Here is a 12,907-nt window from a genome sequence, read left to right on the forward strand (position 1 = left end):
CGTCCCGCCCCTCAACCGCCCCTTAACCGCCCGTCAGCACGGCCCGCGCCGCCTGCGCAATGCTGGCGGCATCGACCCCAAAGTACGCACGCAGCGCCGCCCGCGTGTCGCTGCGGCCAAAGCCATCCGTGCCCAGCGTGCGGTAGCGGCGCCCCTCGGGCACATAGGCGCGCACCGATTCGGGCACGGCCCGCACATAGTCCGTGGCGGCAATGATCGGGCCACTCGTTCCCTCCAGTACCTGCGTAAGCCAGGGCTTGGCATCGCCTGCATCCCCCCTGTCACGCCCGGCCTCACAGGCCATGCCGTCGCGCGCCAGCTCGCTCCAGCTCGTCACGCTGACCACGGTGGCCGCGATGCCCTCCTCGGCCAACAGCTGCGCCGCCTTTATGACCTCGGTGAGGATGGCGCCGGAGCCCAGCAGGGTCACGTTTTTTTGAGATGAATTTGAGCCATCGCGCCCGTCCAGCAAGCGCTGATAGCTATTGAATACATAGCATCCACGCAGCACCCCTGCATGCGCCTCGGCCGGCAGGTCCGGCTGGGCATAGTTTTCGTTCATGAGCGTGACGTAATAGAAAACGTCGCGCTGCTCGGCGACCATCTCGCGCATGCCGGCGTCCACGATCACGGCCAACTCGCCCGCGAAGGCCGGGTCGTAGGCCTTGCAGTTGGGGATGGTGGCCGCCGCGAGGTGGCTGGAGCCGTCCTGGTGCTGCAGGCCCTCGCCGCCCAGCGTGGTACGACCCGAGGTAGCGCCGAGCAGGAAGCCGCGCGCGCGCTGGTCGGCGGCGGCCCAGATGGCGTCGCCCACGCGCTGAAAGCCGAACATCGAGTAGTAGATGTAGAACGGCAGCATGGCCAGGCCGTGTACGCTGTAGCTGGTGGCGGCGGCCGTCCAGCTGGCGATGGCACCGGCCTCGCTGATGCCTTCCTCCAGGATCTGCCCATCCAGCGCCTCGCGGTAGCTCAGCACCGAGCCGATGTCCTCGGGCGCGTAGCGCTGGCCCACGCTGCTGTAGATGCCGACCTGCTTGAACAGGTTGGCCATGCCGAAAGTGCGCGCCTCGTCGGCCACGATGGGCACGATGCGCGGGCCGAGTGTCGCGTCCTTCAGCAGGGTACCGAGCATGCGCACGAAGGCCATGGTGGTGCTCATCTCCTTGCCGTCCGCTTGCAATGCGAACTGCGCGTAGCTTGCCACCGGTGGCACCGGCAGCACGTCGCACACCGTTTCGCGCCGGGGCAGGTAGCCGCCCAGGGCCTGGCGTTGGCGGCGCAGGTACTGCATCTCGGGGCTGTCGTCCCCCGGCTTGTAGAACGCCAGTCCGGTGGCCTGCGCGTCGCTCAAAGGCAGGTTGAAGCGGTTGCGGAATTCGATGAGGTCGGCGTCGTCGAGCTTCTTCTGGCTGTGCGTGGTCATCTTGCCCTGGCCGGCCTGGCCCATGCCGTAGCCCTTCTTGGTGTGCGCGAGGATCACCGTGGGTTGGCCGCGGTGGCGCGCGGCGGCAGCATAGGCCGCGTGGATCTTCACCAGGTCATGCCCGCCGCGCTTCAAGCGGTCGATCTGCTCGTCGGTCATGCCTTGCGCCAGCGCGGCCAGTTCAGGGTTCTGGCCGAAGAAGTGGTCGCGGTTGTAGCGCCCATCCTTGGCGGCAAAGGTCTGCATCTGGCCGTCCACCGTGCCTTCGAGCGTGCGCACCAGCGCGCCGGTCAGGTCGCGGGCGAGCAGGCCGTCCCAGTCGCTGCCCCAGACGAGCTTGACCACGTTCCAGCCCGCGCCGGCAAACAGGCGCTCCAGCTCGTCGATGATGCGGCCGTTGCCGCGCACCGGGCCGTCCAGGCGCTGCAGGTTGCAGTTGACCACCCAAACGAGGTTGTCCAGACCCTCGCGTGCCGCGAGCGTGAGCGCGCTCATGCTCTCGGGCTCGTCCATCTCGCCGTCGCCGAACACGCCCCACACCTTGCGTGCGGAGCAATCCAGCAGGTTGCGGTGCGTGAGGTAGCGCATGAAGCGCGCGTGGTAGATGCTGCTGATGGGGCCGATGCCCATGGAGCCGGTGGGGGACTGCCAGAAATCGGGCATGAGCCAGGGATGCGGGTAGCTGGAGAGGCCACGCGCGCCCTGCGCCGGGGCGGTGATCTCCTGGCGGTAGTGCATGAGGTCCTGCTCGCTCAAACGCCCTTCGAGGAAGGCGCGCGCGTACACGCCGGGCGCGCTGTGCGGCTGGAAAAACACCAGGTCGCCCCGGTGCTGGCCTTCGCCCAGACCCTCGCGGGCGCGGAAGAAGTGGTTGAAGCCGCTCTCGAACAGGTCGGCCGCACTGGCGTAGCTGGCAATGTGGCCGCCGAGTTCGCCGTACGCCTGGTTGGCGCGCACCACCATGGCCAGCGCGTTCCAGCGCATGATGGACGCCAGACGCTCCTCGATCGCCAGGTCGCCGGGGAACACCCCCTGCTCCTGCACGGACACGGTGTTCACGTAGGGCGTGTTCAGGCCGGGGCGCCAGTCCACGCGCAGTTGGCCGGCCAGCCGGTTCAGCTCGTCCAGCAGAAAGCGCGCGCGCTCAGGCCCTCCCGTGGCCACCAGGGCCTGCAGGGCGTCACGCCATTCGGCGGTTTCCTGGGGGTCGGTATCGGGGCTGGCCGCGGCAGCGAGGGTAGCCAGTGTTGCGAGGGGCGTGGGGGCGTTCATCGCGCCACTGTAGGCCCCGCATACCGAAATAGGATGCCGATTCACACGATGTTTCACCCTTCATCGGCACAATATGCCGCTCATGGAATGATTTTCAGCATATGAAGCTTGACGCTACCGATTTGCGCATCCTGGCCGAATTGCAGGCCGATGGCGCGCTGTCCAATGTGGAGCTGGCGCGGCGCGTGCACCTGTCGCCCTCACCCTGCCTGGCCCGGGTCAAGGCGCTGGAGGCCGCTGGCGTCATCAGCCGGTATGTGGCGCTGGCCAATGCCACGGCGCTGGGGCTGGGACTCAATGTGTTCATCAACATCAGCCTGAAAAGCCAGAGCAAGGAAGCGCTCTCGGCCTTCGAACAGCGCATCGCCGAGCATGATCAGGTGATGGAGTGCTACCTGATGACGGGCGACAGCGACTACCTGATCCGCGTGGCGCTGCCCGACATCGCGGCGCTGGAACGTTTCATTCTCGAGCAGCTCACGCCCATCCCGGGCATCGAGAAGATCCGCACCAGCTTCACGCTCAAGCAGGTGCGCTACAAGACGGCGTTGCCTCTGCCCACGCCGTAGCGGTCAGCGGCTGGCAGGCGGCGTCGCCTGCGCCGGTATGCGCGCGACGTTGCCCGCCGCCATGTCTCCGGTTGCCACGCGGCGGCGCAGCTCGGCCAGCACGGCCTTCAGGCGGCGCGCATTCTCAGGGCCCATGCGCACCAGCATCTTCTGACCGCTGGAGAGTGCCTGCAGTTGAGGGTCCACGAATTCGTAGCGCACCCAGGGCCGGGTGGACGGCACCTCGCCCACCACGGGAACCAGCCGCACCTGCAAGGGCCCCGCCGGCTCGGGCGCGGCGCGCAGGTGGTCGAGTACCGCCACCAGGCGGTCGTTGAAGTAACGCCCGGGAAAACCCAGTTCTTCATAGGCCGCCTGGAACAGCGGATACGTGCGGGCATAGAGCTTCACCGCGGCGTCCACTGGCACGGCTTCGGCCAGCGTGACGAAGGCTTGGTAACGCGCCGCGTTGGCAGACGCGATGGTCTGCGCAGGCGCATCCTGCGTGCCTTCCACCGTGAAACGGCCGGGCGTGGGCTGCACGGGCCACATGCGCGAGGGTGCCTGGGCGCGTGCCAGGTTGTCGATGGTCGCCACCATGCGGCGCACCAGCCCCTCAGGCTGCAGCAGCGCCGCCGCCTGCGGCCCCAGCAGTTCCGCCAGCGCGCGGGCCACGTAGGCGTCGGAATCGGCCAGCGCGGGCAGCGCGTCGGCCGGGGGTTCCAGCACTTCCACCGGGTTCTGCGGGCCCGACGCGGGTACCTGCGGCGCGGCGGCGGGTGGTGCGGCCTCGACGGCGGGGGCCGCAGGCGCGGGCTCGGGGGCCTGGGTGTGGCGCCACCCGAACCACCAGGCGGCGCCCGCGGCGGCGATCGCCACCAGGGCAATGACGGTCCAGACAGAGACCGAGGACTCCTGCCGGGGATGGAATTCGGCGGGGTCTCGTACAGGCATGGCGGTCCTTTCTCCACGAGGCCCCCTCGCACCGTGCAAGAGGCACCTTCGCTTCAATATTGATAGCTATTAGCGCTTGACCCGCCTATGCTACAGCCCTGTTTCATATAAAACCACGTTAAACCACCAGAGGTTACGAGGCTTACCACCGGGTCAACCGGCGGCGCCTGCGGCCAGGCCGTGCAGCCAGGCCATGGAATCGCGCAGTTCCTCCGGGCGAATTTCGTGCATGCCCGGGTACTCGCGGTAGCTCAGCGCCAGCGGCAGCGTCCGGACATGGTCACGTATGGCCTGGGCACTGGCCAGCGGAATGACGTTGTCCTGCACGCCATGGCTCACCCAGAGCTGGCGCCCCGCCAGCGCGGCCGGCTGCGCCGCATGGGGCAGCGCCTGCGGCAGCAGCCGGCTGTGCCAGACCATCGCGCCGTGCAGCAGTTCAGGCCGCGTGAGCAGCAGGGTCAGCGCCATGATGCCGCCCTGGCTGAAGCCGCCCGCCACCACGCGCGCGGCGGGAATACCCAGCTGGCGCGCCGCGGCGTCCACGGTCTGCGCCACCAGCGCGCGGCTGGCGGCCTCCTGCGGCTCGTTGATGCTGCGCGCGCCATCCGCCGCCACGGTGAATTCGAACCAGGCATTGGCCGTCGGCCCCATGCGGTACGGTGCGCGCAGGCTCAGTACGTGGTATTGCGGGGGTACATGCGGGGCCAGGCCGAACAGGTCCTGTTCGTTGCTGCCCACGCCGTGCATGAGCACCAGCAGCCACGGCTCGGAGCCGGGCGTCGCGGGGCGGTGAAGGAAGGAAAGGGGTAGGTCGAGCATGGGCAACGTCGTGATGGGGGAAGTGTCAGGCAGCCTGCAGCGCGAAGGCGTCCATGGCCAGCATGCCATGCATGACTTCGCGGCTCAGATAGTGCGCCTCGGCGCCTTCGCCGGCAGCGCCCAGCGCAAAGAAGATGGGCAGGAAGTGGTCTTCCGTGGGATGCGCACGCCGGGCATGCGGCGCACGGGTTCGGTAGTCCAACAGGGCCGCGGTGTCGCCCTGCTCCAGCTGCGCCTCGATCCAGCGGCTGAATTCCACCACATAGGGCGCGGACTGGTCGGTGCCGCCGAAGAACTCGGCCAGGTTGTGCGTCATGCTGCCGGAGCCCACGACCAGCACGCCCTGCTCGCGCAGGCCGCGCAGCGCCGCACCCATCGCATACACCTCTGCCGGACCGGCACCCACGGGCAGCGCGACCTGCACCACGGGCACGTCGGCCTGCGGGAACAGATGCATCAGCGGCACCCAGGCGCCATGGTCGAAGGGGCGTGCCGCGTCGCCTCGCGCGTCGATGCCAGCCTGCTCCAGCAGGGCCAGCACCTCCTGTGCCAGGGCGGGGGCTCCGGTAGCCGGGTACTGGAGCGCATAGAGCGGACGCGGAAAACCGCCGAAATCGTGCCAGGTCTCGGGCTGCGCCCCGGTCATGACGGTGGCGCCGCGCGCCACCCAGTGCGGCGACATGATGACCACGCCGCGCAAGCGGGGGTACTGCGCCTTCAGTTCGGCGCCCCAGCGGGTGAGCGCCGGGCCGGTACTGCCGGGCTCCAGTGCAAACAGCGGCGCGCCGTGCGAGACGAACAGCACGGGCAGCGCGGCAGCGGTCGTCGAAGAGGTGACAGAAGGGGTATGGGGGATGTTCATGGCAAAACCTCAGTCCAGGTTGCAATCATGTGGGAGCGACATGCTTGATGCCAAGTGCCATAGACCCCATCACAGCGTCCCATCCATCGCACCAATGCGATGTGAAAGCAGCGTCACTCCCCCAGCTGGGGCCGCCCGCGCAATGCCTTGACACCTCCGCGCCGGCTTTTGGACTCCAGCCGCCGCTGCTGCGATCCCAGCGTGGGCCGCGTGGCACGTCGCACGCGCGGCGGCCGCGCCACGCTGTCCACCAGCGCCTGCAGGCGCGCCAACGCATCCAGGCGGTTGGCGTCCTGGGTGCGGTATTGCTGGGCCTTGATGACCAATACCCCCTGCTGAGTGATGCGGCTGTCGCGCAGGGCCAGCAGGCGCTGTTTCACATCTTCAGGCAATGAAGAGGCCGCGATGTCGAAGCGCAGGTGCACGGCACTGGACACCTTGTTCACGTTCTGCCCGCCCGCCCCCTGGGCGCGCATGGCAGTAAGTGCAACCTCGGCCGGGTCCACGCGCACGCCGGAAGAAGGATTGCCGGAGGCCATGCCCGTCCGTCAGGCGGCCCCGGCGCGCAGGGCGTCGTCCAGCGCCTGCAGGAAGCGCTGCGGGCGCTCAAACTGCACCCAGTGGCCGGCTTCCTCGATCAGCGCCATGCCGCGAAAGTCCGGAGCCGCCGCCGCGTAAGCGCCCTCCAATGCACCAATCCACTCCTTGTACAGAGCGTCACTGCGGCCATAGATCGCATGCACGGGGCACGGCACCAGCGGCAGAGCGCGCGCCAACGCATCGGTGTGCGCCAGGCGGCGGCGGGGCATGCGGTCGCGCACCACATTGGCCACGTGCGTGTTCAACGCCAGGCCGCCCAAACCGTCGATGAGCGAAGTGTCCTGGAGCATCAGCGCCGCCAGGTTGTAGCGGTGCGCCGCAATCTGCCCCTCCTGCGGCAGGTGGCGCCAGGCCTTGAGCTCGAATTGTCGTTGGGGAACCACCCCCATCGCCGGGGCCCCCACCAGCACGAGTTGGCGGGCCAGTTCGGGGTGGGCCGCGAGCAGCAGGCCCGCCGTCAAACCACCGAAGGAAAATCCCACCAGGTCACACGGCCGTGGCCCGAACAGCGTGCGCAGGCCTTCGGCCAGCGGCTCCACCAGGGCGTCCGCATCGCCCCCCACGGGTGGTGCGGCCGAATCTCCGAATCCCGGCAGATCGGGGACCCAGACCTCGCGACCACTGTCCTCCAGATCGTGGATGTTGCGCACCCAATGCGTCCAGCTGCCGCTGCCGCCATGCAGCAGTACCAGAGGCAACGCACCATCCTGGGATGCCCCCCAGACATGCCAGACGATGTCGCCGGTACCGCAGGGGGTGGACTCGCGCCGTGCGCGTTGCTGCAACGCGGTGACTTCAGGAGGCAAGGGCAGCGTGGCGAGCGATGGCTCCTTCACCATTGGGCCAGCCCGTCAATGGCAAGGGCGTAGCCCTGCACCCCAAACCCGCACATCACCGCGCGGGCCGCGCCGGCCAGATAGGAGTGGTGGCGAAAGCTCTCGCGCGCATGCACGTTGCTGATGTGCAGCTCTACCACGGGCACTCCCGTGCCCTTCACGGCATCCAGGAGTGCCACGCTGGTGTGGGTGTAGGCGGCAGCATTGAGCACGACGCCGGCCAGTTGGCCCGCCGCATGCAGCCGGCCGGCCTCGTGGATCCAGTCCACCAGAGCGCCTTCATGGTTGCTCTGGCGAAATACCAGCGCCAACCCGTGGCGTGCACATGCGGCCGTGCACAGCTGCTCGACATCCGCCAGAGTCTGGGAGCCATACACCTGCGGCTCGCGCGTGCCCAGCAGGTTGAGATTGGGGCCGTTGAGAACGTAAACGGTTTTCGTCATGGAGTGCTAGCGCGGTTCTACCCGCCGCAACGGACCCGCGAATGCGCATTATCGCGGCCAGCACTCCGGCTGGCGTGCCCGTGTCAGCGCCAATCGCGATGGCCGCGATGGTGCCGATGGCCGTGGCGGTACCCGTGCCCGTATCCGCGGTAATACCCCACGGGCGGTGCCACGACCACGGGTGGCGCGTAATAGACCGGGCGAGGAGCCCTGTATACGGGCGGTGCGTACACCACGGGCGGCGGGGCGTAATACACGGGTGGAGGCGAGTAATACACAGGAGCGGCGTTGCCCACCCCCACGACGGCGCCGGGCACGCCCACGCCGACAGACCAGTACACGTCGCTGCGTGCCTGGGCGGTGCCTGTGCCCACCAACAGGGCCAGCGCCACGCCGGCCGAGGCGGCGGCGGCAAACCAAGAGCGATGTTGGATCATGAAAATCTCCTATATAGGGGTGCCGCGGCACCCGGGCGCTTGAACACAAGGCGTTTGGACGTCTAACGCGCCAGCACCGTGAAAGGATGGCATGAACAGATGTTCAGGTTGTTTCCGAACGTACCCCGCACCGTTTCCATGCGTAACCGCAGCGGCCGCTCAACAAGCGCTCGCGCCGGTAGTACGCATCTATGCCGCCTAAAATCCCCCGCATGAGCACCCCCGTCCATCACGACACTTCTGCGGAAGCCGCAAAACCCAGCAACTTCCTGCGCCAGATCATCGAATCCGACCTGTCGCACGGTGTGCATGCCCAAAACCACTGGGCGGGCAGCCCAGGCGACGCAGCCCACCACGCCGCCGCAGCGGTTGACCCTGCCAAGATCCGCACGCGCTTTCCGCCCGAACCCAACGGCTACCTGCACGTGGGCCATGCCAAGAGCATCTGCCTGAATTTCGGCCTGGCGCGCGACTACGGCGGCGTGTGCCACCTGCGCTTTGACGACACCAACCCCGAGAAGGAAGATCAGGAGTACGTAGACAGCATCATCGATGCCGTGCGCTGGCTGGGCTTCGACTGGAAAGACCCCGACGGCCACGAGAACCTGTACTACGCCAGCAATTACTTTGGCTTCATGTACCGCGCGGCCGAGTACCTGATCGAGACCGGCAACGCCTACGTGGACGAGCAAACGCCCGAAGAGATGCGCGCCAACCGCGGCGACTTCGGCAAGCCCGGGGTGAACAGCCCCTATCGCAACCGCACCCCTGCGGAGAACCTGGCGCGCTTTCGCGAGATGCGTGACGGCAAGCTCCCCGACGGCGCCGCCGTGCTGCGCGCCAGGATCGACATGGGGCACCCCAACATCAACCTGCGCGACCCGGCCATCTACCGCATCAAGCACGCCGAGCACCACAACACCGGCAACCAGTGGTGCATCTACCCCATGTACACCTTCGCGCACCCGATCGAGGATGCGCTGGAGTGCATCACCCACAGCATCTGTACGCTGGAGTTCGAGGACCAGCGCCCCTTCTACGACTGGCTGCTGGACCGTCTGGGGGAAGGCGGCCTGATCGCCCGCCCCCAGCCGCGCCAGTATGAGTTCGCGCGCCTGAACCTCACCTACGTCATCACCAGCAAGCGCAAGCTCAAGCACCTGGTGGACAGCGGCATCGTGAGCGGCTGGGACGATCCGCGCATGCCCACCATCGTGGGCCTGCGCCGGCGCGGCTATACGCCGGCCTCCATCCAGATGTTCTGCGAGCGCATTGGCGTGACCAAGGACTACAGCTGGATCGACTACGGCACGCTGGAGGGCTGCCTGCGTGAGGACCTGGAATCCAAGGCCCACCGCGCCATGGCCGTGCTCGACCCGCTCCCGCTCACGCTGACCAACTGGGCCGAAGTCTTCGGCAGCGACGGCCACGTCGAGGCCTGCAGCCTACCCGCCCTGCCCCACGCGCACGAAGGCCAGGCTGTTCCCGAGCGCCACTTCACCCTGGGCCGCGAGGTCTGGATCGAGCGCGAAGACTTCGCCGAAGTGCCACCCAAGGGCTACAAGCGTCTTTATCCTCCCCGGCTCGGGGCGGACGGGCAAATGCTCCCGGGCAACACCGTGCGCCTGAAGGGCGGCTACGTCATCGAATGCACCGGCTGCGAGAAAGATGCGGGCGGCCACGTCACCCGCGTGCTCGCCACCGTGGTGCCCGACACCAAGAGCGGCACGCCCGGCGCCGATAGCGTGAAGGTAAAAGCCGCCATCACCTGGGTGGGGGTGCAGGACGGCGTGCAGGCTGAGGTGCGCCTCTACGACCGCCTGTTCACCGACGCCCAACCCGACGCGGGTGGCAAAGACTTTCTGGCCCTGCTCAATCCCGACAGCCTGAAGGTGGTGACTGCGTATGTGGAGCCATCACTGGCCGCCGCCCAGCCCGACGATAAGTTCCAGTTCGAGCGCTTCGGTTACTTCGTGGCCGACCGGGTGGACCACAGCGCTAGCCGCCCGGTGTTCAACAAGATCACCGGACTGAAGGACAGTTGGGCGAAATAGCCAGCCGCTGCTCGACAAGCAAATGCCCGCGTCCCCGGGCATTTTTTTCGTCTCAAACCGAACGCCTGCGCATTGCTGAGGGTGCACGACGGAAATTCTCCCGGCGCAAAGATGGATTCTTAATAACGATTCTCGTTTGCTTTATCATCCCACCACCTTATTGCCGAAAAAGACTTGAGCCTCATGTCCATGCCTATGAAATCCTTGGTTGTTGCATGTGTTCTGGCCGCTGCAGGCGCTGCAAGTGCGCAGGACCAGGTGGTCAACCTGTATTCCGCCCGCCACTACGCCACCGATGAAGCGCTGTACAGCGGCTTTACCAAGGCCACGGGCATCAAGATCAATCGCGTGGATTCTGATGACGCCGGGATCATGGCCCGTCTCAAGGCAGAAGGAGCCGCATCCCCTGCCGACGTGATCTTGCTGGTGGATGCCGCCCGCCTCTACCGTGGCGAGGCCGACGGCCTGTTCCTGCCCGTGCGCTCGAAGGTGCTGGAGGACGCCATTCCCGCGAACCTGCGCGCAACTCCGGTCGCCGACGGTGGCATTCCCTGGTTTGGCCTGTCCACGCGGGCGCGTGTAGTTGTCTACAACAAGACCAAGGTCAACAAGGATGATGTGGACACCTACGAAGAGTTGGGTGACCCCAAAAACAAAGGCAAGGTCTGCATCCGCTCCGGCTCCCACCCCTACAACCTGAGCCTGTTCGGCGCCGTGATGGAACACGTGGGTGAACAGAAAGCCGAAGCATGGCTCAAGGGCGTGGTGAACAACCTCGCCCGCGCGCCTAAAGGGGGCGACACCGATCAGATCAAGGCCGTCGCAGCCGGCGAATGCGATATCGCCGTGACCAACAGCTATTACCTCGCCCGCCTGATGCGCTCGGACAAGCCCGAAGACAAGGCCGTGGTGGACAAGGTGGCGGTGGTGTTCCCCAACCAGCAATCGTGGGGCACGCACATGAACATCGCAGGCGGCGCAGTGGCCCGCCACACCAAGAACCAGGCCAACGCCATCAAGTTCCTGGAATACCTGGCCAGCCCTGAGGCTCAGAACTACTTTGCCAACGGCAACAACGAATGGCCCGCCGCCAAAGACGTGGATCCGGGCAACCCGGCCCTCAAGGCCATGACGGGCGGCCAACCGTTCAAGAGTGAAACCATCCCCATTGGCGCGGTCGGCGCCAACACCGTCAAGGTGCAGCAGATGCTGGACCGCGTCGGTTTCCGGTAAGCCCTCTGTCCCTTGCGCACAGCTCGGCCCTGCCGGGCTGTTGCTTTTCTAGGGAGTGCCGGATCGCTCGGTGATAATTAACGTTTACGTTAACGTAACTTTGGAGACAGACCATGGAAATCAAGGGCAAGGTGTTCATCGTCACCGGCGGCGCGTCAGGCCTGGGTGAAGGCACGGCACGCATGCTGGCCTCAGCGGGCGGCCTGGTGGTGATTGCCGACATGCAGGCCGACAAGGGTGAAGCCGTCGCGCGCGAGATCGGCGGGCGCTTCGTGCGCTGCGACGTGAGCAGCGAGGCCGATGGCCAAGCCGTGGTGGCCGCAGCGGTATCGATGGGCAAGCTCATGGGCCTGGTGAACTGCGCCGGCATCGCCCCTGCGGAAAAGACCGTTGGCAAGAACGGCGCGCACGCGCTGGCTTCGTTCAGCAAGACCATCACGGTGAACCTGATCGGCAGCTTCAACATGATCCGCCTGGCCGCAGAGGCCATGTGCAAGAACGAACCCGAAGCCACCGGCGAGCGCGGGGTGATGATCTCCACCGCCAGCGTGGCGGCCTATGACGGGCAGATCGGGCAGGCGGCGTACTCTGCTTCCAAGGGCGGAATCGTGGGCATGACACTGCCCATCGCCCGCGACCTGGCACGCAACGGTATCCGCAATATGACCATTGCCCCCGGCATCTTCGGCACCCCCATGCTGTTCGGCATGCCCCAGGAGGTACAGGACGCGCTGGCCGCCGGCGTACCCTTCCCCAGCCGCCTCGGCACCCCGCAGGATTACGCCAAGCTGGTGCGCCACATCTTCGAGAACGACATGCTCAATGGCGAAGTGATTCGTCTGGATGGCGCTATCCGTCTTGCACCGAAGTGATTTTTTGATAGCGCCTTGCGCTTGTCTGCATTGGGCTCCAGCCCGATTTCGTATATTTTCCTAACGAAACCAACGCGGACGCAGTCGATGAGTAACTGCGGTTAGGGCTGGCGGCGCACAGACGCAGGCAAGCGCTGCAGTTCAGCCTCCAAGGCGCGGATGTTGCTCTGGTGGCGGTTCACCGCCAACTGCGCATCCGCACCGCCCGCCCCCTCCTGCGCCTGCAGGCGCCGCAAGGCGTCGCGCTCCTTGTCCAGTTCATGGTTCAGGATAGCGCGGCGCCCATCATCATCGGGTTGCACGATCACGAGCGTGTGTCCTGGCAAAGCGGCGTGCGCGCGGCCGAAGCACAAAAACCGCTAGTACGTAACAACGTAGGATTTAGCGCTTTTATTGATGCGAATGGACAGATTCTCAGTAGCCCAATGGGGCATGCCGAGAAGGGAGCCATAAACATTCAGCCACGTAGCGGAGCGACGCCCTATATCCGCATAGCCGCTTGGCTGTCGCAATAAATTCTGAAAACACAGAAAAAAAGCCGCTGCAAATAATTT

General features: G+C 66.3%; 13 protein-coding genes. 4 read left to right on the forward strand and 9 right to left on the reverse strand.

Annotated features, from left to right (window positions below; genetic code table 11):
- Nucleotides 1-22: 22 nt before the first annotated feature.
- On the reverse strand, nucleotides 23-2,695 hold the full coding sequence (gene mdeB, locus BV908_RS09630; protein WP_103737987.1) for an alpha-ketoglutarate dehydrogenase: 2,673 nt from the start codon (nucleotides 2,693-2,695) through the stop codon (nucleotides 23-25).
- Nucleotides 2,696-2,796: 101 nt separating this feature from the next.
- Here mdeB and BV908_RS09635 point away from each other — a divergent pair, with 101 nt between their 5' ends.
- Nucleotides 2,797-3,264, forward strand: coding sequence for an Lrp/AsnC family transcriptional regulator (locus tag BV908_RS09635; protein WP_011804889.1), 468 nt, complete (start codon nucleotides 2,797-2,799; stop codon nucleotides 3,262-3,264).
- Between the two features lie 3 nt (nucleotides 3,265-3,267).
- Here BV908_RS09635 and BV908_RS09640 read toward each other — a convergent pair whose 3' ends face one another.
- From BV908_RS09640 to BV908_RS09670, 7 genes are all read right to left on the reverse strand, one after another.
- Nucleotides 3,268-4,197, reverse strand: a complete 930-nt coding sequence (locus BV908_RS09640) for a DUF3014 domain-containing protein (RefSeq protein WP_103737988.1) — start codon at nucleotides 4,195-4,197, stop codon at nucleotides 3,268-3,270.
- A 153-nt stretch (nucleotides 4,198-4,350) separates the two neighbouring features.
- Complete coding sequence (locus BV908_RS09645; RefSeq protein ID WP_047351430.1) at nucleotides 4,351-5,016, reverse strand: dienelactone hydrolase family protein; 666 nt, start codon at nucleotides 5,014-5,016, stop codon at nucleotides 4,351-4,353.
- Nucleotides 5,017-5,041: 25 nt separating this feature from the next.
- Nucleotides 5,042-5,878, reverse strand: coding sequence for a class III extradiol ring-cleavage dioxygenase (locus BV908_RS09650; protein ID WP_103737989.1), 837 nt, complete (start codon nucleotides 5,876-5,878; stop codon nucleotides 5,042-5,044).
- A 113-nt stretch (nucleotides 5,879-5,991) separates the two neighbouring features.
- Nucleotides 5,992-6,417 carry an alternative ribosome rescue aminoacyl-tRNA hydrolase ArfB gene (gene arfB, locus BV908_RS09655; protein WP_103737990.1) on the reverse strand — a complete coding sequence of 142 codons (426 nt, stop codon included), beginning with the start codon at nucleotides 6,415-6,417 and terminating at the stop codon, nucleotides 5,992-5,994.
- Between the two features lie 9 nt (nucleotides 6,418-6,426).
- Nucleotides 6,427-7,317 (reverse strand): alpha/beta hydrolase, encoded by an 891-nt coding sequence (locus tag BV908_RS09660; protein WP_103737991.1) that lies wholly within the window; start codon nucleotides 7,315-7,317, stop codon nucleotides 6,427-6,429.
- Nucleotides 7,311-7,757, reverse strand: coding sequence for a type II 3-dehydroquinate dehydratase (gene aroQ, locus BV908_RS09665; RefSeq protein WP_011804883.1), 447 nt, complete (start codon nucleotides 7,755-7,757; stop codon nucleotides 7,311-7,313). The genes BV908_RS09660 and aroQ overlap by 7 nt, the downstream gene beginning before the upstream one ends.
- A gap of 83 nt (nucleotides 7,758-7,840) precedes the next feature.
- Entirely contained in the window at nucleotides 7,841-8,194 is a 354-nt protein-coding gene (locus BV908_RS09670) for a hypothetical protein (protein ID WP_011804882.1), read from the reverse strand.
- Nucleotides 8,195-8,406: 212 nt separating this feature from the next.
- Between BV908_RS09670 and BV908_RS09675 the strand changes: the two genes are divergently transcribed.
- From BV908_RS09675 to BV908_RS09685, 3 genes are all read left to right on the forward strand, one after another.
- Nucleotides 8,407-10,248, forward strand: coding sequence for a glutamine--tRNA ligase/YqeY domain fusion protein (locus BV908_RS09675; protein ID WP_103737992.1), 1,842 nt, complete (start codon nucleotides 8,407-8,409; stop codon nucleotides 10,246-10,248).
- A 183-nt stretch (nucleotides 10,249-10,431) separates the two neighbouring features.
- Nucleotides 10,432-11,481 carry a Fe(3+) ABC transporter substrate-binding protein gene (locus BV908_RS09680; protein ID WP_047351435.1) on the forward strand — a complete coding sequence of 350 codons (1,050 nt, stop codon included), beginning with the start codon at nucleotides 10,432-10,434 and terminating at the stop codon, nucleotides 11,479-11,481.
- 113 nt (nucleotides 11,482-11,594) lie between these two features.
- Nucleotides 11,595-12,353, forward strand: a complete 759-nt coding sequence (locus BV908_RS09685) for a 3-hydroxyacyl-CoA dehydrogenase (protein ID WP_088886481.1) — start codon at nucleotides 11,595-11,597, stop codon at nucleotides 12,351-12,353.
- 101 nt (nucleotides 12,354-12,454) lie between these two features.
- On the opposite strand, the gene BV908_RS09690 is transcribed toward BV908_RS09685, so the two are convergent.
- On the reverse strand, nucleotides 12,455-12,661 hold the full coding sequence (locus tag BV908_RS09690; protein WP_103737993.1) for a hypothetical protein: 207 nt from the start codon (nucleotides 12,659-12,661) through the stop codon (nucleotides 12,455-12,457).
- Nucleotides 12,662-12,907: the final 246 nt, after the last annotated feature.

Origin of the sequence: Diaphorobacter sp. LR2014-1, assembly GCF_002916785.1 — a bacterium.
Lineage (GTDB): Bacteria > Pseudomonadota > Gammaproteobacteria > Burkholderiales > Burkholderiaceae_C > Diaphorobacter > Diaphorobacter nitroreducens.